At 49.2% G+C, this 23,396-nt stretch carries 20 protein-coding genes, 1 rRNA gene and 1 riboswitch; of the genes, 14 read left to right on the top strand and 7 right to left on the bottom strand.

Annotated features, from left to right (window positions below; genetic code table 11):
- Positions 1-25: 25 nt before the first annotated feature.
- Positions 26-1,336, bottom strand: a complete 1,311-nt coding sequence (locus ACFVQB_RS32325; protein ID WP_379449100.1) for an ABC transporter substrate-binding protein — start codon at positions 1,334-1,336, stop codon at positions 26-28.
- A 158-nt stretch (positions 1,337-1,494) separates the two neighbouring features.
- Here ACFVQB_RS32325 and ACFVQB_RS32320 point away from each other — a divergent pair, with 158 nt between their 5' ends.
- Positions 1,495-2,403: a helix-turn-helix transcriptional regulator gene (locus ACFVQB_RS32320; RefSeq protein ID WP_379449097.1), complete on the top strand. Its 909-nt coding sequence runs from the start codon at positions 1,495-1,497 to the stop codon at positions 2,401-2,403.
- Between the two features lie 126 nt (positions 2,404-2,529).
- Here ACFVQB_RS32320 and ACFVQB_RS32315 read toward each other — a convergent pair whose 3' ends face one another.
- Both ACFVQB_RS32315 and ACFVQB_RS32310 read right to left on the bottom strand, forming a co-directional pair.
- On the bottom strand, positions 2,530-6,501 hold the full coding sequence (locus tag ACFVQB_RS32315) for a DUF5695 domain-containing protein (protein WP_379449095.1): 3,972 nt from the start codon (positions 6,499-6,501) through the stop codon (positions 2,530-2,532).
- A gap of 90 nt (positions 6,502-6,591) precedes the next feature.
- The gene (locus ACFVQB_RS32310; protein ID WP_379449093.1) at positions 6,592-8,592 is read right to left on the bottom strand and encodes a glycoside hydrolase family 127 protein; all 2,001 of its coding nucleotides are present in this window, start codon (positions 8,590-8,592) and stop codon (positions 6,592-6,594) included.
- 285 nt (positions 8,593-8,877) lie between these two features.
- On the opposite strand from ACFVQB_RS32310, the gene ACFVQB_RS32305 reads away from it, so the two are divergent.
- The 12 genes from ACFVQB_RS32305 (at position 8,878) to ACFVQB_RS32250 (ending at position 20,336) form a co-directional block, all read left to right on the top strand.
- Positions 8,878-10,020 (top strand): iron-containing alcohol dehydrogenase family protein, encoded by a 1,143-nt coding sequence (locus tag ACFVQB_RS32305; RefSeq protein ID WP_379449090.1) that lies wholly within the window; start codon positions 8,878-8,880, stop codon positions 10,018-10,020.
- On the top strand, positions 10,017-11,072 hold the full coding sequence (locus tag ACFVQB_RS32300; protein WP_379449088.1) for an ABC transporter substrate-binding protein: 1,056 nt from the start codon (positions 10,017-10,019) through the stop codon (positions 11,070-11,072). Before ACFVQB_RS32305 ends, ACFVQB_RS32300 begins: the two co-directional genes overlap by 4 nt.
- Before the next feature lie 27 nt (positions 11,073-11,099).
- Positions 11,100-11,885, top strand: coding sequence for an ABC transporter permease subunit (locus ACFVQB_RS32295; RefSeq protein WP_379449086.1), 786 nt, complete (start codon positions 11,100-11,102; stop codon positions 11,883-11,885).
- Positions 11,886-11,906: 21 nt separating this feature from the next.
- Positions 11,907-12,683 carry an ATP-binding cassette domain-containing protein gene (locus tag ACFVQB_RS32290; protein ID WP_379449077.1) on the top strand — a complete coding sequence of 259 codons (777 nt, stop codon included), beginning with the start codon at positions 11,907-11,909 and terminating at the stop codon, positions 12,681-12,683.
- 24 nt (positions 12,684-12,707) lie between these two features.
- Positions 12,708-13,829, top strand: coding sequence for a histidinol-phosphate transaminase (hisC, locus tag ACFVQB_RS32285; RefSeq protein ID WP_379449074.1), 1,122 nt, complete (start codon positions 12,708-12,710; stop codon positions 13,827-13,829).
- 105 nt (positions 13,830-13,934) lie between these two features.
- Positions 13,935-14,037, top strand: a riboswitch (TPP riboswitch).
- 175 nt (positions 14,038-14,212) lie between these two features.
- The gene (locus tag ACFVQB_RS32280; protein ID WP_379449069.1) at positions 14,213-14,980 is read left to right on the top strand and encodes an ABC transporter ATP-binding protein; all 768 of its coding nucleotides are present in this window, start codon (positions 14,213-14,215) and stop codon (positions 14,978-14,980) included.
- Positions 14,967-15,779, top strand: a complete 813-nt coding sequence (locus ACFVQB_RS32275; protein ID WP_379449066.1) for an ABC transporter permease — start codon at positions 14,967-14,969, stop codon at positions 15,777-15,779. The genes ACFVQB_RS32280 and ACFVQB_RS32275 overlap by 14 nt, the downstream gene beginning before the upstream one ends.
- 47 nt (positions 15,780-15,826) lie before the next feature.
- Complete coding sequence (locus ACFVQB_RS32270) at positions 15,827-16,894, top strand: ABC transporter substrate-binding protein (RefSeq protein ID WP_379449063.1); 1,068 nt, start codon at positions 15,827-15,829, stop codon at positions 16,892-16,894.
- A 248-nt stretch (positions 16,895-17,142) separates the two neighbouring features.
- The gene (gene thiM / locus ACFVQB_RS32265) at positions 17,143-17,955 is read left to right on the top strand and encodes a hydroxyethylthiazole kinase (RefSeq protein WP_379449060.1); all 813 of its coding nucleotides are present in this window, start codon (positions 17,143-17,145) and stop codon (positions 17,953-17,955) included.
- Positions 17,952-18,764: a bifunctional hydroxymethylpyrimidine kinase/phosphomethylpyrimidine kinase gene (gene thiD / locus ACFVQB_RS32260; RefSeq protein ID WP_379449058.1), complete on the top strand. Its 813-nt coding sequence runs from the start codon at positions 17,952-17,954 to the stop codon at positions 18,762-18,764. Before thiM ends, thiD begins: the two co-directional genes overlap by 4 nt.
- The gene (thiE, locus tag ACFVQB_RS32255) at positions 18,764-19,429 is read left to right on the top strand and encodes a thiamine phosphate synthase (RefSeq protein ID WP_379449056.1); all 666 of its coding nucleotides are present in this window, start codon (positions 18,764-18,766) and stop codon (positions 19,427-19,429) included. Before thiD ends, thiE begins: the two co-directional genes overlap by 1 nt.
- A gap of 163 nt (positions 19,430-19,592) precedes the next feature.
- Complete coding sequence (locus tag ACFVQB_RS32250; RefSeq protein ID WP_379449053.1) at positions 19,593-20,336, top strand: MerR family transcriptional regulator; 744 nt, start codon at positions 19,593-19,595, stop codon at positions 20,334-20,336.
- A 270-nt stretch (positions 20,337-20,606) separates the two neighbouring features.
- On the opposite strand, the gene ACFVQB_RS32245 is transcribed toward ACFVQB_RS32250, so the two are convergent.
- A complete protein-coding gene (locus ACFVQB_RS32245; protein WP_379449051.1) occupies positions 20,607-21,089 on the bottom strand; it encodes a hypothetical protein in 483 nt (160 codons plus the stop codon).
- Between the two features lie 191 nt (positions 21,090-21,280).
- Between ACFVQB_RS32245 and ACFVQB_RS32240 the strand changes: the two genes are divergently transcribed.
- The gene (locus ACFVQB_RS32240; RefSeq protein WP_379449048.1) at positions 21,281-21,745 is read left to right on the top strand and encodes a ferritin-like domain-containing protein; all 465 of its coding nucleotides are present in this window, start codon (positions 21,281-21,283) and stop codon (positions 21,743-21,745) included.
- A gap of 57 nt (positions 21,746-21,802) precedes the next feature.
- Here ACFVQB_RS32240 and ACFVQB_RS32235 read toward each other — a convergent pair whose 3' ends face one another.
- From ACFVQB_RS32235 to rrf, 3 genes are all read right to left on the bottom strand, one after another.
- Positions 21,803-22,459, bottom strand: coding sequence for a deoxynucleoside kinase (locus ACFVQB_RS32235; RefSeq protein ID WP_379449038.1), 657 nt, complete (start codon positions 22,457-22,459; stop codon positions 21,803-21,805).
- Complete coding sequence (locus ACFVQB_RS32230) at positions 22,456-23,079, bottom strand: deoxynucleoside kinase (protein ID WP_379449036.1); 624 nt, start codon at positions 23,077-23,079, stop codon at positions 22,456-22,458. The genes ACFVQB_RS32235 and ACFVQB_RS32230 overlap by 4 nt, the downstream gene beginning before the upstream one ends.
- 224 nt (positions 23,080-23,303) lie before the next feature.
- A 5S ribosomal RNA gene (rrf, locus tag ACFVQB_RS32225) occupies positions 23,304-23,396 on the bottom strand; the annotation flags it as partial.

Genomic DNA, 23,396 nt, shown 5'->3' with positions numbered 1-23,396 from the left:
TGTATGGATGTGTTTAAAGAAGTTTCTACCGGGTTAATTCGGCTTGCACGTCATTGAGAACCTGTGCAGGATCTTTCAGATTAATGAAAATCTCGGGCATGGCCTTATTACGTACTGCATCAAATACCTCTGGGGACTTCTCCCGAATGTTAACCGGGGCAATCTCATCCTTCACACTCAGCAAGGTATCGAAAATATCATCTCCAAAGTAATCCGTATATTTGTTGGACTCCTTCATGGCTGAATCGGTCCATACATCTGTACGAATCGGATCAAATCCAAGCTGTTTCCAGATCTGAATATTGCCTTCCTTGGACAGTTTGGCATAAGCGAGAAATTGCTCCGCAAGTTCTACAGAACTGGACTGATTCGTAATGGACGTTGCCGTCCCTCCCATACCAGCTGAACGGTTACCACCCTCTTCCCATGCAGGCATAGGACGGATAATCATTTTCCCCTTGAGATCCGGAATGTGGTCCGTGAACCGGTTCATGAACCAGAATGGCATAAACACAGCTGCTGCGCTGCCTTGATCCATATAACCGAAGTATTCTTCCGTATCATGTCCTGCCCCTGGTGCAACAGCAGCTACACCTTCCTTGACCATCTGCTGAAAGAACTCCATCGTTTTTACGTTCACAGGAGCGTTCACCGTGACATTGCCATCCGCATCCACCTGGTCCGACTTCTGCTGACTAATTGCAGGCCACCAGGACCAGTTGCCGTTTCCTTCGAAGGTAATCATCGGTTTGCCTGTCTTCTCCAGCACTTGTTTCCCGGCCTGCTCAAAATCACTCCATGTCTTAATCTCGTCAGGGTTCACACCCGCCTGATCCAAAATATCTTGGTTGTAATACATGACGGTTGCACCTACATGATAATCAATGCCGTAATACTTGCCTTCCTTGCTATAAATCTCCACCCGGGATTGTACAATGTTATTCAGCTCAGGCTGAATCATGTCCGTCAGGTCCACCAACTGCGGCACACCCTTCATGAAATTAGGGAATTTGCTCTGTTCAATATCGACCAGGTCAGGTGCACCTACACCGGATTGCAGCGCAAGCAGAAGCTTGGTATGCATGTCGTCGTACGGAATCGTAGTCGCTTCCAGTTCAATCTTCTGATCGGGATGCTCCTGATTCCACTGCTCAGCCATGCTTTCATAAAACTTCTGATGGGCATCAACAAATGTCCAGAAGACCAGTTTGGTCGCTCCGCCATTTTCAGCCCCTCCGGATGATCCGCCAGATGCTCCCTCTTTTGTGCTGCATCCACTCAATACCGTCATCATGGCAAGCAGACAAACCCCAAACCACACCATCATTTTTTTCATGTACAAACCCCTTCCCAAAGTTGTAATTTAAATCGGATGAAGGCTAAACCTGTATTTCGTAAGCGCTTTATTTTCTATGTTACTTGCTGTATCATAAAAAATAAATGCTCGATGCCAACATGAATTTTAAATATTCCAACCTGTTCGGAGGTGCCAGATTGGACTCGCCCATACTTCACTTTATCACCCCGCCCATTCCCTATTTTATTGATTGCGGACGTGCGTATTACGAAGCCGGTGAATATCATATCAGCCGCAGTGACATCGGTGTATTTGATCTGATTGTCGTTACACGTGGTTCTCTTGCAATTAACGAGAATGGCACAGAGTGGCTTCTCCAGGAACGCGATGCCTTAATTTTAATGCCAGATGGACATCATTACGGCAGTGCCGCTTGTGAAGCGGAGACGGAGCTGATCTGGATTCATTTTCAAACCTATGGCAGTTGGAAAGAATCTGCGGATATGGACGAATGCCTTGCCAACCAGGCCCAGCTCATCGAAACTCACAAAAAAAGTGCGTATCTGAATCACTGCGATGTATGCTCGATTTTCATCCCCAAACATATGCAAATTTCACCCAAGGAAATGGAGATGCTTGAACACTTTTCCCAGCTCGATCAGGAACCCCAGTCGATGCGAAACTGGAAACGGCAGGCGACCTTTCAGCAATTTATGCAGCATCTGGATCGAGGCTTGTCCTCTCTGTCCGACGTTACCGCCATTCGTATAGCCGAGCGAATTGAACTATATATCCGTCATAATTATCCTCATCCCATCTCCAATCCATTATTGCAAAAGGAACTGAATTACCATCCCAACTATCTGGCCCGAAGCATGCTGAAGGTCTATGGTATGACACCTATGGAATACCTGCTGCATTACAGACTGGAACAGGCCAAAAAGCTGCTGCTGCAAACCGCCTGGTCTGTCGCCCGAATTGCCGAGGAGATTGGCTTCAATCATGTGTCCTACTTCTCTTCCTGTTTCTCCAAAAAAGAAGGCATCTCACCTTCAAGCTTTCGCAGCAAATTTACCAGCACCGAAAGTAAACCCAAGTCGTTGTGAATCTTATTGATGCAACATGAAAAAAGAGCGTCCGGGAGCCCGAGATCACGTTGTCATGCAACGCAAGTCTCTGAACAAACCGGACGCTTCTTCCACTTTCCATTTGATTAATGTTGTTACAAGTGTTTACCCTTCACCCACCATCGGCGTTTCTTCCGCCGCACTGACAATGTTCACTGTCGCTTGTGCCTTCAGCTCCGTGCCTTCCACGGTTCCTTCCACCGTGAAAGTGCCAGCAGCAGCAATTTGTTCAGCAGGGATCTCTGCCCAAACTACCGGAACTTCTTTTGTTGTACCATCACTGTAGGTCACAGTAACAACGGTTGGTAATAAAGGAGTTTCACCTACCCGTGCAGTCACTTCAACGACTCCCACTGCTGCAATGTCTGATTTCTCCGTGCCTTCTTCGTTACCATCCGGCACTAGAACGGCATTCTCCTCCGCGCTCAGTCCTAGAGTAGTACTGGATGCCAGAGCTGCTACTTCCGCGGCACTCAGTGCCCGGCTGTATATCCGAAAATCATCAATGAGCCCGTTAAAGTACGGATCAGGGTACTGCGATTTGCCAATATAATTGTTTTTGGTCTGACCCAGACTCGATGGTTTTAATGTCATGTTATTGTTCCGTCCAGCTTCCACGCCATCGACATAGATAATTCCCGTAGTACCCGTCAGCGTCACAGTAACATGTTTCCAGACGCCCACAGGAAGCCCCGATGCATTAATGACCTGCTCCTGTCCCGAAGCATTACCTCCAGTGGTGATCGCAAATCTCATGTTATTCCCCACCTTAGGCGTCAGGAACATATACGTGCCCGTGCCTGATCCAAAATCAAAGATACGGGTATAATCACTAAGCGCATTGGCCTTTACCCAGGTCGCAATCGTCACTGAGTCCGCTCTGCTGACAATGCCTTCAGGCAACTGCACATAACCGTCTGTACCTGACAAACTGATTGCCCGGTTCTTCTTGCCTGTCACCCAGGATGCCGTACCTTTCACAGCGGCATGGTTGCCTGCACCTGAAGAATCAGCCGTGGCTGTTCCGGTGCTCTCATCAAAGTTGTATTGTGCCAACTTCTCAGGTAGTGGTGGAGCTGCATTGACCGTGACTTGCACCGTATCGTTTGCAGACAATACTGAATCATTCGCTGTTAAGCGGAATGTGTATACGCCCCCTACCGAAACCGTTGCCTGAGTATACGCAGTAGTAGGTGAACTAAAAGATACCTGTGCCCCAGCGGGTCCATTCACCAGGCTCCATTGCATCGTCAATTGACCGTTCGGAAGTCCGTCATCCGTAACCGTTCCTTGCAAACGAACCCGTTCAGGCAAGGTGACAGATGAATCTGCACCTGCATCTACGATTGGCGCTGCATTCGCATCCGGTGTGGTTGGTGTGAGTTCCACACTGTAAGACGCTGCTGAACCAACATCCACTTTCAACGTGTTAATTGCTTTATAAGCATTGAATTTGCCTTGCACCTGGCCATCCACCTTAATCTGATAGGTACCTGATTTCAGTCCCTGGAAGGTGATAGACGTCTGATGTGGCTGGTTTGGCGTCAAATTTTTCATATCCAGCCAGACATAATCCTTCGTTGGGGCAAGTTTGGCCCCGGTGTACTGGTCTTTGTCCAATTCAATGTATAACTTTTCAGTAATCAGATTGAGCCGTTTGAACAAACCATCCAGCGGTATCACATTGTATCGTCCATTCGCGAGTGTGACGTCTGCTCCATATCCCGTCAGCCCAAAAATCGGGTCCACCGCCACATCAGCACTTAATGTCTGTAACGCACCGAACAATCCCAGGTCCGCTTCACCCGTCATCCCGCGCCATCCATTGAGCAAAGGAACGTTCGCTCCGCCTCCGGTTCCATTCGTTCCGTAGTTGCCTTTCTCCGCCTGATACGTCCAGGCAGCCGCGCCTATATTATCCGGGTCAGAACTAATTTGTCCCGAGTTAATGGCTCCCACATTGGCAATCTTCGCGGCATACGACAGACGCTGCTGCTCTTCCCGGTTACTGCTCTCATGGAACCGAATCCAGTCATCCATAGCATATCCGGCCAGTGAGGTGGTGTACTGAAAGTTAAACCAGTTCTCTCCCGTAATGGTTACCGGATCGGTGTAGTAATACCACACGGGCATATGTCCGCGGGAAGCCCGGGTTTTGGCATTGATTTTGCCCATAATCTCCAGTGCCTTTCCTTGCTCTGCTGCCTGATCGGAATGAAGCTTCGCTAACGTATACACGGCTTCCTCGCCTGTATTGTCATAGCTGTATTCGGAACCGTACGGGTACGTTGTATTCTTGAAATTCCCGTATTTGGTTCGCATTTTCTCCATCATATCGTTGGCCTCATTATCATAACCCTCCGCTTTCAAAGCCTGAATGATATCTGGAGTCGTCAGCTCTCCCATCAGGCCCGTGTTCCAGTTGTAAGCAACGGGGCCTTCATACAGCGCTTTGAAAATGTTGTAGGCGCGGAGCAGATAAACCTCCTTGTCATGCTTGTAAGTAACGATATCAGGGTATAGCTTCGCAATTTTGTACATGCTGAAGTATGTGTTATACACATGTGGATAAGCATATCCCCGGTAGGTTGGTGTCGTATTCGGCTCTGGCATCAGAAAATCATGAATTAAATAATCCTCATGATGTCCATTCATCAGATTGGTCCAAATTGCAGTCTCCAGATAGTCATCCACGGCCCGGATTTCTCTGGCGACAGGTGTCAGTGTATTCTTTTCTGCTAGAAACTGACCATGCGTCAATCCCCAGTCATCGCCCCAACCCCAGTATCCGTTAAACACATTACGTTTGGACTTGGTATTCATCATCCAGTCATCAAATACTTTGTCCCGGATATCTCCCGGCAGATTCCACTGGGTTTTATCAACCATGAACGTCGAGTGATCCTGCAATGCCTTGTCGATCGGATCAATCGCGTAGAATTGCAGCACGGTTTTTTTGCCACCATCGTACTCCACAGTAACGTTATTTGGTCCAAGCTGGCTAAACTGCAATTCGTAGATTTTATGATCGCCAGCCTTGTTTTCTTTCAGAGGGATGACCGTTCCATTGGCATTTTGTACTTTGGTGATCGTTTTGGAAGTCCGTAGATCAACCTTTGCCTTCTGATTGGTAGGCACGATCATGCCGGGAACCACGATTACATCAATATGTCCCGCATCGTAGAGTGCGTTCTTCGCTGCCTGTTCGTCCGCAACAGCAAGGAACTTGAAACCATACGTCTTGGACTGTCCTGCTTCCAGCGTCAGACTCGTATTCGGCAGATATCCCCGATTGGTTGATTTGATCACATTGGAATGAATGTAAAAGACGTTCAGACCTTCGATCCATTTCCCTTCATTGGCCGGATTCCAGGCCCATTTGCTGCCCGGATGTTCCTCATTACGCCACCGATCCTGATACTCAAATCCCGCTCCAGTGGTCGCATCCGGGATCAGCATCAAGTAGGAACCGATGCCGCTTGGACGGCTGGCCGTAATATAAGAGCTGTTATTACCGACAAAAGAATGCGTTACGACCCGTGTCTCATAGATTGCATCCCCGTAGGTCCACTGTTCGTTAAAGGGTAAAGGCAGACCGAAATCTCCAATTTCGAGCTTCTGGCCGCTTGTATTCTGTACTTCAATCTTCCACAGAATGGAGCCGTCTGGCTGAGTGGTATACGTCTCGATCACCTTGAAGTTACGGATACCTTGGGCGTTCGAAGCGTTGGCATACGTCACCGTTACCTGATTGCCGGAATTGGTGATGGTCCGTCCATCTGCCGAAAGATTCGTCCAGGCTTTCGTCCATGCCCCGCCATTCAGTCTATAGGTGAACATCAATTCACCCAGCCACTGATGGTCTGTCGTATTCTGCTCGGGTGCAACGGTTGCGTTCATTACATATTCTGTCGGAAAAGCATCTCCCTTGATCTTGATTGAAGATATTTCACCATGGGTCCCGGTCTGAAGAATCAGCTTGTCAGTGGACAACTCGTAGGCATACGTTTTATCGGAAGCGAGCATCAACACGGCCGCCAGTGAAAGTATGGCGGTGAGAAGCATTTTATACCTCATGAACTTGGCCTCCCCTTATGGATTCGTACTAATCGTTCACAAGCTGTTACACGATAATGCCGAACCAAATCGGCCGCTAATCACCTCCTTTCAATGTTGTACATCTTCATTCCATTCCCGAATCCATACGTACATCTCACCTTCCTCCCGGTTGGCCCAGGTGAAATATGGAACGAAACGAATCTGAATCGCCTGAACCTCTTGCTTGGCATCACTGCGGTACAATTGCCCTTCCCAGTGGTCATGCGATACAATTCTTCTTGCAGCAGCCGTAAGATCGGGAACTCCCAGGGGCATATCCTCACCGCTGTGCACTTGAAAACTTGTTGATGCAGGCAACTGAATACGATACAACCCCTCACCGTTGTCCGTCTCTTCAAGGCAATACATGAAAGGTCCGCGCTGGATCGCAACTTTGCCAAACGTATCCTTAATCTGATCGTGCCCTTTCATCCGCAGCACCTCCATAGGAAAGCACAGCTTGAGCTCATCCCCCTTCTTCCAGATCCGACTCAGCTTGATGTAACCGCATTCAATAATGGAATCATCAATGAATGTCTGTTCTCCGTTAATCCATAATTCAGGAGATGCGCACCAACCCGGTATTCTTAAAGCCATCGTAAATCCCACGCCCTCAGCAGAATCAGGGTTGATCCTAATCGTGGATTGCCCGTTGGAGGTATAGCTGGATTCCATGGATAAAGTTATATTGTTTCCTCCAAATGTGAAATGACCCTCGCCTCCAATATACAACTGCACGTACAGAGTAGAGTGAGCTTCATCTGTCGTATAGACATATTGGTCCAATGAGGCAATCAAGCGGGCAATATTGGGCGGACAACAGGCACAGCCAAACCACCCCTGACGACGTGTACGTACATGTGCGTAATCCGGATTGACCTTATGCAGCTCCGGGTCAGCTTCCAGAGGATTAACATAGAAGAAACGTTGACCATCCAAAGACATGCCGCTGATCACCGTATTGTACAGCGCCCGCTCCAACACGTCCGCATACTTGCTGTTCGGATTCATCTGAAGCATGCGTTTGGCCCAAAAGATCAAGCCAATCGATGCACAGGTCTCGGCATAAGCGGTATCTCCCGGCAGATCATAATCACCTGTGAATGCTTCTTCTTTCGCCGATGAACCGATGCTTCCCGTAATATACATTCTCTTGCTGATCACGTTGTTCCACAACCGCTCGCAAGCCTCTTTCAGCGATACATCTCCCGTCTCCGCAGCTACGTCTGCCATCGCTGTGCACATATAAACCAACCGAACCGCATGACCCTCTGCTGTACTCTGTGCTCTGACCGGAAGATGAGACTGGGAGTATGCATGCCGATGTACAATATCCAACTCTGCAAAATGTACCGTGCGTCCCCGCTTCTCCCATTCCTGCACAAAATAATGCGGACCTTTCCCTCGCTGCTCCAGAAAATATCGGCTCAAATTCAAATATTTCGCCTCTCCTGTTGTCTGATACAGCTTGAACAGTGCAAGTTCGATCTCCTGATGCCCATCATAACCGGGCAATTGCCCTACCTCTGTACCAAATACCGTCCCGATGTGATCGGCCAGGCGAATTACTACGTCTAACAAATTGCGTTTGCCCGTGGCTTGGTAATAGGCGATACCCGATTCGATCATATGGCCTGCACAATACAGTTCGTGGCACTCCGCCAGGTTAGTCCAGCGCATCCTGGGTTCCTTTAGCGTGAAATACGTATTTAGATAACCATCCGCTTGTTGGGCACGAGCAATCGTTGCGATTACAGTGTCAACTGTTCGTTCCAATTCCGGATCAGATTGTGCAGCAAGCAGGTACGATGCAGCCTCAATCCATTTCGCCACATCGCTGTCCTGAAAGACCATGCCATAATGCTCACCTTCTTCCTCCCCCGCAGCAATGCGAAAATTGCGTATTGCCCGGCTCGGTTCAGCTCCCTGAATCCGATCATTCAGAGCTTCCCATTGATAGGGAACAACGATCGTACGTACCAGATCAATATAATGAGACCAAAAGGGATCACGTATCTTATTTTTGTACTGTGATAAGTGCTGGTGCTGCGGTGTGTCTGGTTTTGTCATGAGAACCTCTCCTTGTTCTGTTCAATATCCTCATTTTACAAATCATTACATCTAGGTGAAATCATCATTTCCAACTGAAATTTATATGATTACAACCTCACAGACGTTAGCTTCAACCCACTTCAACAACAAGTTTCATTGTCTCACTTATAGATTCTTTCAATCGAAGTATAGGATGTATTGATTGTCCGGGTTATTGTGGTTGCTGAAACGCAATGCTAGAATCTAAACAATTTAAAACCAAGTTAAAACGTATGAATAATAAGCTATAAGGGGAGTGTATTCATGATTACTGTTAAGGCACCCGCAGTATATGTACACGAGGCTAAAATTCTTGAGCAAAGTGGTTCGCGGATTGCGCAGCTTGGGCAGCATGTTCTCATCATCGCCGGTGAGTCTGCATTAAAAGCCGTAAAGCCTTACCTTCTTCCTTCACTGGAAGAGCATAAGATCAAGTTCCATGTGCAGTTGTTTCATGGTGAGGTTACGACAGGCCAGATTGATACTTTTACGCAGCAAGCTTTCGATCTGGATGTTGATCTGATTATCGGCGTCGGTGGTGGTAAAGTGCTCGATCTGTCCAAAGCGGTGGCCGAGCAAGCCCAATTGCCCATTGTAACGGTCCCAACGATTGCCGCAACCTGCGCTGCCTGGTCCGCCTTAACCGTGCTCTATAATGAACAGGGCCAATCTGCAGGATATCGTCCCCTGCGCCGTTCGCCTAATCTCGTTCTGGCTGATCCTCATATTCTGGCGAGTGCACCAAGGCGGTATTTGGCCGCTGGGATAGGTGACACACTCGTAAAATGGCATGAGTTCGCCGTTAATCTAAGTGGCAACGCCACCAGCCTCACTCTCCGAAACAGTGTCAGCACTGCCAAACTTGCACTCGATATTCTTGAAGCGCACGCCATCGATGTCTATGAATCCACCGATACAACCGGTAGTACACCTCAATTCCGTGATGTTGCCGATGCCATTATTGTGCTCGCAGGCCTTGTAGGCAGCATTAGCGATGGATCACTTCATGCCGCGATTGCTCATGGGCTACATGACAGCCTGACCAAATTACCCGAAACACACGCTTCACTACATGGAGAAAAGGTAGCTTTTGGACTCTTCACCCAGTGGATTCTTGAAGGCAAAGCAGGGGATGAGCTTCATGAGCTGACCACTCTGTTACATAAGCTGAATCTGCCTATCACTCTTGCCCAACTCGGCATACACCAACAGTCTCAGGAAGCTGCTGCACGTATTGCAGCAGGACTACAGCTGCGGGAAGGCAGTGCGGCACATCTCTCCTTCGGAGTTAACACGGCGCAGGTAACCGAAGCCATTCTTCAGGCAGACCGTATCGGCCAAACATTCATAGAATCCAGTCAGTCCAGTGAAAGCAGTACATACACCAAGGAGGTTTCCTCCCTATGATCCGTCCAAACCGCCATTTCACTCTTCCCTTAACTGCCTTTCTGAGCGCGCTTCTGTTGATGCTGATCTCCGGCTGCTCTGCCGGAACTGACAATCAGGCCGCGGGTACAGGCACAACACCGACAGCGGCATCAGCTGCTTCGAATAAAGACGTTACCATTCGGGTTGGTCAGACCGGATGGGGCAATCTCGAATTGGGACTCAAAGCCGCCGGACTCGATGACACCCCCTATAAAGTCACTTATAACGTATTTCAGGGAGGTAACCTGATCCTCGAAGCGATGGCTGCAAACCAATTGGACTTTGGTGTTACCAGTGAAATCCCGCCCATTTTTGCATCTCAGGCTGCCAATGGTGGAAGCTTCAAAATTATTGCGGTACAACAAGGCAGCACCTTAAACCAGGAGGTCGTTGTTCCCAAAGGTTCATCGATCCAATCGGTTGCTGACCTGAAAGGCAAGAAAGTTGCTTTCGTAAAAAATACAACGGCCCACTATTTCCTGCTCAAAATGCTGGAGGAAGCTGGATTAACCTGGAGTGACATCAGTCCGGTCGAACTTACAACAGCCGATGGACTCAGCGCCCTGATCAGCGGGAAAGTGGATGCCCTCGCCAGTTACGGCAATGCCATCATCTCCGCACATCAGAATGAAGCAACAACGCTCGCCAGCGCCAAAGATATCCTGTCAGGCAGCTTCCTTGTAGCCGCCTCCGATCAGGCTATTGCGAATGAGGATCAGAAAAAGGCCCTTGCCGATTATCTGGAGCGAATCAATAAATTTAATGATTGGGCTCGTGCCAATAAGGATGCGTGGGCTCAAATTACAGCAGACAATACTCACCAGCCGGTGGAACAAGCCCTTAAAACCTACACGGATGGAGAATCACAACGCCCATCACGTATTGTTGCCATTTCTGACGAGGCCATCAAGTCCGAACAGGACGTAGCGGATACGTTTCAGCAAGCGGGAATTTTTGAGCAGGCAGTCGATGTGAGCACATTCTGGAGTGATGCACTTCAAGATCAGCTTCCAGCTCCAGGTAGCCAATAACGAAGGAAGCAAGGAGGTAGACATAACGTGCGGTCCAACACCTTTAACCGGGCATGGTTTAACCAATTCATTCCTTTTGTTGTACCCCTACTCATTCTGGCTCTGTGGCAATGGCTCACTGCATCTGGAGTTGTTGCAGCCAATATTTTGCCCCGTCCCGCTCAGGTACTGGAGGCCTTCATTCGTCTGCTTCGTAACGGTGAACTACTGAACAATATCAGTATCAGCGCCAGGCGAGCTTTGGGAGGATTCCTCATTGGTGGGGGTCTGGGTTTCCTTCTGGGTGTATTGAACGGCATCTCCTCCCTTGCGGAAAAGATCGCCGACTCCTCGGTGCAGATGATCCGTAACATTCCGCATCTATCCTTGATCCCTCTCGTTATTGTGTGGTTCGGGATCGGTGAAGAAGCAAAATTATTCCTCGTTTCCCTGGGTGTATTCTTTCCGGTATATCTGAATACGTTCCACGGCATACGATCGGTCGATCCGGGTCTGATTGAAATGGGCAAAGTATATGGCCTCAGCCGTTGGTCCCTTTATAAGGACATTATCCTGCCTGGTGCACTGCCTTCCATTCTGGTGGGCATTCGTTATGCACTTGGCATTATGTGGCTGACCCTTATCGTAGCCGAGACGGTTGCGGCGGATGCGGGGATTGGGTACATGGCGATGAACGCGCGGGAATTCATGCAGATGGACGTGATCGTCTTAAGCATTCTGCTATATGCCCTGCTGGGCAAGCTGTCCGATACCATCGCCAAATGGCTTGAACGGCGCTGGCTGCGCTGGAACCCGGCTCTATCCCGCAAGTAATGATAGGAGTGTGAATTAATCATGAGTACAAGTCAGATCAGTCCTTTTCTTCAAGTAGATGGGGTTCAGAAATCGTATGATCAGCGGACGATTCTGTCCGACATTAACGTCAATGTAAGACAAGGGGAATTTGTAGCCATCGTTGGACGAAGCGGTTGTGGCAAAAGTACTTTACTGCGTCTGATCGCCGGGCTGGAACCCCCCTCTTCCGGGAGCATTATGCTGGGCAACAGAAAGCTTGGTAGTACAGCACCCGAGACACGGTTTCTGTTTCAGGAAGCCCGGCTGCTGCCTTGGAAATCCGTTCTCGACAATGTACGACTGGGCATCCCCGACAAGAACAAGGAAGATGCACGCCAGTCGCTTCGCAATGTAGGACTTGGAGAGCGTGAAGGTGACTGGCCGGGGGTATTATCTGGCGGACAAAAACAACGTGTCGCCTTGGCACGGGCACTCGCAAGTCATCCGCGCTTACTGCTGCTGGATGAACCGCTGGGTGCATTGGATGCATTAACCCGAATTGAGATGCAGCAATTAATCGAACGCTTGTGGGTAGAAGAAGATCTGACCGTCATTCTGGTCACTCATGATGTCAGCGAGGCGGTTGCGCTGGCAGACAGGGTACTGTTAATCGAGGATGGTCATATAACGATGGATACCCGAATTACGCTGGAGCGCCCACGCGTTCGGGACAGCGGGTTTGCTCATTTTGAAAACCTGATTCTGAATCGCTTGTTGACTCCTCAACAAGAGACACCACAGCAGATTTCCCAGAAACAGATATCATTCTCGATCTAATTCCACTGGAAAGAAGGCATGATTATGCAATCCCTTTCACCCGTACCCTCTCCTCCTGTTAAAGACCTGTTAAATCAAATTCCGGCTTATACTCCTGCCAAATCCATGGAACAGATCCGGCGGGAGTTGGGACTGGAAACTGTGGATCGACTTGCAGCGAATGAGAATCCGTTTGGCTCTTCTCCCCTGGCTGCGGAAGCGGTCAGATCGCTGGGCTCCGATCTTTTGGCACAATACCCCGACGGTTCCAGCCAACTGCTGCGTGACAAACTTGCGGAGCGACTGGGTGTGCGTACATCCCAACTGGTATTTGGCAGTGGATCATTCGAGCTCCTGACCCTTACCGCCCAAGCCTATCTTAATCCTGGTGAGGAATCACTCATTCCGGTGCCCTCCTTTAACTGGTACAAGGGTGCTACGCTGCTGGCAGGCGGTGTCATCCATGAAGTGCCGTTGGTCAACCATTCGCTGGACCTGGAGCTATTCCGGCAGCGGATCAATGCTTCTACCCGAATCATCTGGCTGTGCAATCCGAATAATCCAACGGGAACCATTTTCACGGCAGATGCCTTACTTGGTTTACTCGAACATGTTCCCTCCCATGTCGTGGTTGTCCTGGACGAAGCGTATTATGAATTCGCGGAGAGTGAAGATTACCCTGATACGGTTAAGCTGCTGGAGCAGTATAATAATCTGATTATTTTGCGGACCTTCTCCAAAATATATGGACTTGCCGGCCTGCGAATCGGATATGGCATCGGGAATGAAAGCATCATTGAAGGCATTAACCGGGTCAAGCTGCCCATCAGTCTAACAACCACATCTCAAGCCGCTGCTTCAGCCAGCCTGGATGATCATGAATTTGTCTCTCATTGCCTGCACTACAATCATCAGGGACGGGAAACGTTAATGCAATCTTTTGACCAGTGGAACTTACCCTACATCCCTTCCGAAACGAATTTCATCATGGTTGATCTGTTGCAGGATAGTAGCCCGATTACCAAAGAATTGTTGAACAGAGGCATCTCTGTCCGTGGCGGTGCCGAATTCGGTATGCCTACCTGGCTTCGGATTACGATTGGTACACCAGAGCAGATTGCCCGTCTGATCGGGGAGCTTGATTCGCTGTTACATTCAAACGATTAGAATAGGTTACTTTCCCAACTCACAGTACTCACACTTCTTTTAGGCCACCCTCTTTACATTCCACTTGCATGTGATATATGCTGAACACACAACTGCATATCTTAAACATTGCACTAGGGGAGCCTTGCGGCTGAGACGAATCGAACGATTCGGACCCTTTGAACCTGATCTGGATCATACCAGCGGAGGGAAGTGGAGCGGCCTCTCAGTAAGCGGATTTTTTCATGTTGATGATGAAATTTAATGTGAATTGACTTACAGACCCACTCATTTCTCCGGAAATGGGTGGGTCTTTTTCGCGTTCTGCGGGCAGATCAGAAGGTGTAATTGAATATCCGCAGTTTGAAATTTGAAGTTTGAATAACAAGGGGGAACGGAACGAGATGGATAACGATATAACCATTCACAACATGAGCTACGCTTTCCCGGGAAAAAGGGATTCCCCCGTGCTCTCCAATGTGTCGATGCGTGTAGCCAAAGGCGAATTCGTCTCGCTCATCGGTTCCAGCGGCTCCGGTAAAAGCACCCTCTTCAAGCTGCTGGCAGGCCTGCTTGAGCCAACCCACGGAACCATTGAAATTCCTTGGGTTCAAGAAGGAAAGCGACTGGGGCAGGTGGCCTACATGCCGCAAAAGGACCTCCTGTTACCCTGGCGAACCGTCATGGAGAATTGCATGCTTCCCGCTGAACTTGCTGCAGGTCGGCAGGATAAGGTAAGGATTCGAGCAGACATTCTGGCTGGTCTCGACAGATTTGGCTTATCCGGCCACGCACATGCTTACCCGGACGAGTTGTCAGGTGGCATGCGCCAGCGTGTCGCGATGCTTCGTACTTTGCTGACAGGTGGCCAACTCATGCTGCTGGATGAACCATTCGGCGCACTCGATGCCCTGACCAAACGGGAGATGCATCGCTGGCTGCTGGAGCTATGGGAAGGCCTGGGCAAAACCGTGTTGTTCATCACACATGACATTGAAGAAGCCCTGCTGCTCAGTGATCGGATTATCCTGTTAACTCCGGGGGGCCAAGGCCAACAGCTGCAGGATCTGACGGTACCTTTGGCACGTCCAAGACATTCGGACATGATCTACGAACCGGCTCTCGTTCAGATGAGACGACTACTGGAGGAACAGTTGCATGCGAGACGTTAACTTGAGAGACAGCATGAAGAATAGCGTAAGAGGTTGGCTTGCCCGTTATGCTCTGTTTCTTTTGCTCATGGTCTTGCTGCTTGTCATCTGGGAGTGGATTGTGCGTATAGGATGGGTGCCTTCCTTCATCATTCCAGCACCGACGGCGATTGCCAGTTCGCTGTATGAGCATCGCCGCCTCTTGCTGGCTACACATCTGCCCGCTACCTTGATGGAGGTTGTCGTTGGTTTTGGCTTGTCCATTGGTGCCGGAATTGCACTTGCAACAGGTATGCATATGAATCGGTCGATTGAAAAAGCGTTATATCCCTTCATCGTGATCAGTCAGACGGTCCCGCTGATTGCCCTGTCCCCCGTCTTCATCCTGTGGTTTGGCTACACGCTGTGGAGTAAAGTCGCGGTGGTATTCCTGATCGCATTTTTCCCGATTGTGGTGAGCACCTACGATGGCCTGCGCCAGGGTGATCCGGAGCAGCGTGAACTGCTGCTGACGATGGGGGCCAGCAAGTGGGATATTTTTCGCAAACTCCAGATTCCACTTGCCCTTCCCTCCTTCTTTTCGGGACTGAAAATGTCTGTGGTGTATTGTGTGGTCGGTGCAACGATCGGGGAATGGCTCGGTGGAAGCAAGGGTCTTGGTTACTTCAGCCGCAGAATGTCGAGCAATATGAACACGGATGCAATGTTCGCCGCCATTGTGCTGTTATCCCTGCTCGGTATCGCCCTGTTTGTACTCATTGCATGGATGGAAAGAAGATTCAGTACACCACGTCATGCAGGTAGAAGAAAAACTGGATAATTTTCGGATTTCAAAACAGATAACAAGGAAACGAGGAACTTTACGTTATGAATAAAAAGGATATATATTCCCTGCTCCCCATTCTGCTCATGTCTCTGTTGCTGATCGTAAGCGGATGCGGAAATACGAGTACCAACACACCTGCCACAGATTCAACTACCAATGCAAAAGATACAAAATCATCTGCGATCGAAACGCCATCGGAATCCAGAGACAAGCTATCCATCATGCTCGATTGGTATCCGAATGCAGTGCATTCCTTCATCTATGTTGCTCAGGAAAAAGGTTACTTCGCGGATCAAGGTCTGGATGTCGATGTTCAGATGCCTGCCGATACCAATGACTCACTCAAGCTTGTTGCCGCCGGGAAAATCGATCTGGCACTAAGCTACCAGCCGCAAATCTTGCTCGCGCGTGGGGAGAACATTCCTGTACGTTCGATTGCAGCCGTCGTTCGTCATCCGCTCGTGCATCTGTTGACCGAAGCCAACGGTAAAGTGAAATCGCCAAAAGATCTTGAAACGCTGACGGTCGGCTATTCCTCAATCCCTCTGTATGAAGCGATGGTGCGTACCATGATCAGCCAGGATGGCGGTAATCCCGACAAGATGAATCTGGTCGATGTGGGATTTGACCTGATCCCTTCCCTGGCTTCCGGGCAGGCAGATGCCATTATGGGTGGTTTTATTAACCATGAACAATTGATTCTGGAAAAGGAAGGCCATGCCATGAAATCGATCAATCCCGTCGATTACGGTGTACCTGATTATTATGAACTGGTCCTCACTGCAAGTGACATGGGCATTGAAGCGAAAAAGGATCAGCTTACCCGCTTCGTCAAAGCGATGCAGGAAGGACAGAAATATGTAACAGAGCACCCCGAGGACGCGCTGAACATTCTGCTCACACATGAGAATGAAACGTCTCCACTTGACCCGGAGATTGAAACCAAAAGTCTGAATATTTTACTGCCACTGATGAATGAAGAAGGTCAGCCGTTTGGCAGACAGGACGCCTCTTCTTGGGAGAACGTACGTGCATGGTTGGTTCAAAGTGAACTGATTCCAGATTCCGTGAAGGCTGAGGATGCTTTTATCAACTTGCAGGGTGAGTAAGTAAGGAAGGAACATCGGTTGGCTGAGGAGATGGAGGAAAATTCGAAAGTTGAAAATTCAATATCGGAAATGGTCCACATGAGTAGTCGGAATTCAATTACTGGACGAATAGAATAGTTCTCGAGGATTTGGATCCTTAATTAAGCTTTCTATATGGACTTTGCAGCTACCGAGAATAGCTTTTAATGGACAGCTTACCCTGCCTGCTTTTGTTGATCAAATTGCTTATTTATTAAGGAGGAACTCGTATGTCTTATCTGGAACGTGTTCGTACGCAAAATCCGCTTGTTCATAACATTACGAATATTGTCGTTGCTCCGTTTACGGCCAACGGTTTGCTCGCACTAGGTGCATCTCCCTTTATGGCCTATGCGCATGAAGAAGTCGCTGATGTTGCCAAGATGTCGGGAGCGGTGGTACTGAACATTGGCACGCTGGACGAAAAGGTAGTTGAAGCGATCCGCTTGGCTGGTCAATCGGCTAATTCAAATAACGTGCCTGTTGTGCTCGATCCGGTTGGAGCTGGCGCAACCGCCTATCGTACGGAAACCGTTCAGATGCTCATTCGTGAGCTTCGCCTCACCGTGTTGCGGGGCAATGTGGCGGAAGTCGCCAATGTCATCGGTGAGCGTTGGACTATCAAAGGCGTGGATGCAGGTCAAGGCGAGGGGGATCGAATCGGCATAGCGGAACGGGCAGCACAGGAACTCGGCTGTGTGGTCGTCATTACCGGACGTGAGGATGTCATTACGGATGGACAAACGACGTTCCTGACGAGTAATGGACATGCCTTGCTTACCCAAGTGACCGGTGCGGGCTGCTTGCTCAGCTCGGTAATTGGTGCTTTTGCAGCCATAGCGAAACCGGGTGACCACTTGCTGGGCAGTGTTGTGGAAGCACTCGTTTTCTATGGCATTGCAGCAGAGATTGCGGCAGAACGTACCGCTGACCAGGGACCGGGCAGCTTCCAGATTGAATTACTGAACCAACTGGCCCAAGTGACCCCTGACGTTCTCGCAGAGCGGGCACAGGTTCGCCAGATTGATGGAGGTGCGCAATGAGTATTGCGCAGGCTTTGACAATTGCTGGTTCCGATAATGGTGGCGGCGCCGGAATTCAAGCCGATCTGAAGACCTTTCAGGAGCTTGGTGTATACGGCATGACTGTAATTACAGCCATTGCTGCCCAAAATACAACAGGTGTGCAAGGCGTCTTCCCTATCTCATATGAGGGTATCGCTCAACAATTGGTCTCGACCGGGGAAGATTTCCAGCCTACAGCAGTGAAGACGGGCATGCTCTACAGTGCCGAAATTATTCGACTGGTCGCCGAGAAATGGCAGCAATACGGCTGGTCCAATCTGGTCATCGATCCGGTTATGGTTGCCAAAGGCGGCGCTCCCCTGCTACAACAGGCGGCCGTTCAGGCACTAATTACAGAGCTGCTGCCTCATGCACTGATCACGACACCGAACATTCCGGAAGCCGAGCTTCTCACCGGAATGTCCATTATCAGTTTGAATCAGCGCGAAGAAGCCGCAAGGCAGATCGTGCAGATGGGCTCCACGTATGCTTTGGTGAAAGGTGGTCATGATGAGGGAAGTGACATGATTGTCGATGTGCTTTATGATGGGCAGTCTTTTCATTATCTGGAGAATGTTCGGGTGGTGACAAGACATACCCACGGAACGGGATGTACCTATTCTGCGGCCATTACTGCCGAATTGTCGAAGGGCTCAGCTGTACTAGCTGCCGTCACCACCGCGCGAGCATTCATCCAGGCAGCCATCGAAGACGAGCTGGGGATTGGGGCCGGACATGGACCGACGAATCATTTTGCGTATCAGCGCAGACTGCGGGGTGAAAAGTGATGCGCCATCTGGATGCAGAAGCGGTGCGGCATGCGATGCAGGTGTATTTAGTAATGGGCAGCGTAAATACGACGCGTGACCCGGTGGAAGTGCTGCGCCAAGCCATCGCTGGCGGCATTACGCTGTTCCAGTTCCGGGAAAAAGGAACTGGCGCTCTGGTTGGCGAAGCACGCATCACGCTTGCGATGCGGCTTCGCGAGGTGTGCAGCCAGCACGGGATACCGTTCATCGTGAACGATGATGTGGAGCTGGCTGTGGCGGTGGAGGCTGACGGCATGCATGTCGGCCAGGATGATGCGGACGCGGCGCTGGTACGCGCCCGCATCGGAGAAGGGCGGATGCTTGGCGTATCCGCCCACTCCGCGCTGGAAGCCCGCCGTGCGGTGCAGGCGGGCGCCGACTATCTTGGCGTCGGGCCAATGTACCCGACGCGGTCCAAAGCGGATGCCCACGCTGTGCTGGGCCCCGCTGGGGTTGCCGAACTGCGCGCCGCAGGCATCGCAGTTCCGGTGGTGGGTATCGGCGGTATTACGCCCGATACCACGGCCGCCGTGATGGCGGCAGGAGCCGACGGCGTAGCCGTCATCTCCGCCATCGCTGGCGCGGCCGATGTGCGCGCAGCGGCTGCGCAGTTCGCTGCGGCGGTGCGCGGGATGCGGGCGTAGCCATGCGCTCCCTGCACCGCCAGCCCGCGTGCTGCACCAGGTATATAGTGCAGCACATTCAGTCACTCTCAGGATGCAGCTTCCATGCCTGCATCTTATTTTTATTTGTTGACTCTCACGTAACGTGACGCTGTACAATCGGTGGTGTAAGGAGGTTGCAATCATGGCCATGAAAGTAAAAGAAGTGGCCGAACTTGTCGGGATCAGTGTGCGCACACTGCATCATTATGATGAGATCGGACTCTTAACACCGGACGAAGTGACTTCAGCCGGATATCGACTGTATTCAGATGCCAATCTGGAAAAGCTGCAGCAGATTTTATTTTTTAAAGAACTCGATTTCTCTCTGAAAGATATTAAAGAGATTTTAAACAATCCATCTTTCGATCGAGAAGAAGCCCTAAATATGCATCGCCGTATTTTGCTGGAGAAACGCCAGCGGTTGGACCAAATGATCGCCACCATTGATAAGTCGGTTCAACACGTGAGAGGAGAAATTAAGATGACAGCCAAAGAACAATTTGAAGGGTTTGATTTCAGTCATAATCCTTATGAGCAGGAAGCGCGTGAACGTTGGGGAGATCAAACGGTGGATCAGGCTAACCAAAAGATACAAAGCCAGTCTCCTGAGAAACAAAAGGCTCTATCCGATCAAATGAATTCAATCTACACCCGTCTGGCAGCAATTCGTCACACGGACCCGACATCTGCCGAGGCTCAAGCCGGTATCTCGGAATGGTACGGCTATCTGAACAACATGGGCAATTATTCCCCTGAAGTCTTCAGAGCGTTGGGCCAAATGTACGTGGACGACGAACGTTTTACACGTAATATTGATCAATTCGGCGAAGGCTTGGCTGTATTTATGCGGGATGCCATGGCTGTGTTTGCTGACCAAAACAGCTAATCAAGTGTTAAGCTTAGTTTCTATTATGCATTATCCGACGTCCACCGCCATTAAGTATTCATATGCGTTCTTGGACAATTAGAACAACACTTAGATCCACATCTTGCTAAATGCATTCAAAAAGGGACGTACGCCATTGGCGCTACGTCCCTCTTTTCGTATCTCAGCCGCAATGTGAACAGGCTCATTCCAGCCAGTCACTCTGAGTACTTTTTTTTTTGCAACAGTAATTGCATTCTACAGCATTTCAGCGTTCTCCAGTCGAATCAGTTAAGCTCTAGGAGCGTGATCAGACGAAGAAGCATCCGATGCCAGACTGGTCTTCGCCATCCGTCCTGGAATCTGCCATGCCGATACAATCGCCAGTACGATGAATAACAGGTCAACGGGCTCACTGAAATAATCCGTAAAGGTTTCCACAAATGCACCTACCATCTCACCATCAAATACCAGATCCAACATGCTTGCATCGCTGAACAACTCGGAAGTAAAATACACCACCGTCAGATACTTCCCAAGCAAAATGCCGATAAGTGCAAAAATGACTGCGATGACTTTATGTACCGTCGCAATCCTTTTGTTCGAGAATAATACAACTGCGTAGCCTGTGAGCGCTCCTATGACGATAGCAATTAGCCCCAGCTCCCTTTCCGTCATGGCAGCGATCACTGCCCACACAATGCCTCCTACAATTGCTGCCAATAATCCACCAACGATTGGCATGCCGATCTTGATCCCTTGTTTCTCTTCCACGTTGACTTTCCCTCCTGAGTCATGCTTATGCTTTTTTCCAAAATTCACCTTTCCTATGAAACCACAAATTCTTCTTTTATTCAACAGATTTCTACTATTTTTTTGACTACATCCAGATCAGAAGAGAATAAGCACATTCGCCTAATTTTTCGCATATTCTGATTCAAAAGAGTCCGGAAGGAGCCTCCCCCATGTTTTATGTTCCTTATTATCGTAATGACAGCATGATTATTGCCCAGGTTGCCAAGGCCATCAATGGAGAGTCTTCGGCTATTGCCTGTTATGCCAAATCGGCCGTACTGGCACCCACAGAAGAGGAAAAAGCGCGTATTTTGGAAATCCGCCAGGATGAAATGAAGCACCTTCAACATTTCATAGCCATCTATGTATCCTTAACAGGAACGCAACCTACCATCCAGATCGCCCAGGACTGTCCAAGCGAATATATTGCGGGACTAAGTTACGCCTTCAAAGATGAACAGGAAACAGTGGAATTCTACTCTGACGTTGCTGATCAGGCGAATGATCCCCATATCCAAGTAACGTTTAGAAGGGCTGCCACGGACGAACAAAGACACGCCGTTTGGTTCCTATACTATCTGACACAGCATAAAGCGGACGTAAAAACCACTGATAACCCACTCATGACAAAATAAAAAAGCAGCCCTTCTGTTAGCCTTATGGCATCAAGGGGCTGCTTTCTAATGTTTATCTTATAATTGCGTCGCGTTGGAAGGATTAATGACAGCAGCAATCTGCGCCAAAATGGCATCCACCGATGCTGGGTCATTCACGTCATACTCATCGATGTTCAAACGCAGTACGGGACAGGCCGTAAATTGATTAATCCATACCGAATAGCGTTCATGCATATGCTCCCAGTAGGAACGGTCCGTCTGAATCTCCATCTCACGTCCGCGTTCCGTAATCCGATTCAGAATGGATGGCAGGCTGCCTTCCAGGTAAATCAGTACGTCCGGATGAGGGAAATACGGTGTCATCACCATAGCTTCAAACAAACTGCTGTACGTCTCGAAATCCGTAGCCGACATTGTGCCCTGATCCGCATGCATTTGAGCAAAGATACCTGTATCCTCATAGATAGAACGATCCTGTACAAATCCATCGCCCAGTTCAAAGATTTTCTTCTGTTCCTTGAAACGCTCTGCCAGGAAATAAATCTGCAAATGGAAGCTCCAACGTTCAAAGTCATGATAGAACTTCTCCAGATATGGATTGTGGTCAACTTGCTCGAGAGAAGTCTTGAAGCTCAAACGCTCTGCCAGTGCCGCTGTTAGGGTGGATTTGCCCACCCCAACGGTACCTGCTACCGTAATTAATGCTTTGGCCGGAATGCCATAGTTGTTCATATGATATACTCCTTTACCTGATTAACAATCTGATTGAAATGTTCCGGATGTTCTACAAAATCGAGCTGCTCCGCATTCACCTTAATGATAATTGGCGGGTTCGGGCTGCCAGCCAAGTAGGCCATGCCTGTTTTATAATCTGCGATTAACTGTTCCATATAAGCCGGGTCCATATCCTGCTCAAAAGATCGTCCGCGTTTGTTGATACGTTTCATCAATGTATCGAGTTCAGCCTCAATATAGAGCACCAGATTGGGTTTCGGCAGATCATCCGTTAAGAGATGATAGATTTGACGGTATTTGTCCCGCTTCGTTCCCTTTAAGGTACGATCGGCAAAAATCATATTTTTATAGATATGATAGTCCGAAATGACAGGTGTATTCTTCTTAATATAGTGCGCGCCTGTGTCCTCCAGTTGCTTAAACCGGTTACACAGAAAAAACATTTCAAGCTGGAAGCTCCACTCATCTATATCCTGATAGAAGGAAGCCAGAAAGGGATTCTCTTCTACAATTTCCTTGACCAGCGGAAGGTTCAATTCCTGAGAAAGCATCGTTGCCAACGTTGTTTTCCCCGCACCAATCGGACCTTCCACGGCAATAAACGGGGCTGATTTCATTGTAATTCAGTTCCTCCTCGTACTCATGCGTGTTTCCGTTTCTCTATAGACCCCACTTATTGTATCACAGCTTGGATGACGGGAAGGCCAGTATTTTATGTATAAAATGAGTTTTATCTCTAAGACGAAGATATATAAGACAGCCTAGAGTAATTATAATCATTCCCAAGATCATAATAACAGAAAAAGACACGATCGCTTATGTACGATCGTGTCTTTTGATTGCTTGGCGGCGTCCTACTCTCCCAGGACCCTGCGGTCCAAGTACCATCGGCGCTAGAGGGCTTAACGGTCGTGTTCGGGATGGGTACGTGTGG

The organism is Paenibacillus sp. NPDC057886 (genome assembly GCF_042796655.1).
GTDB lineage: Bacteria > Bacillota > Bacilli > Paenibacillales > Paenibacillaceae > Paenibacillus.
The sequence above is the reverse complement of the archived record's forward strand: the minus strand, read 5'-3'. Positions and strand labels throughout refer to the sequence as shown.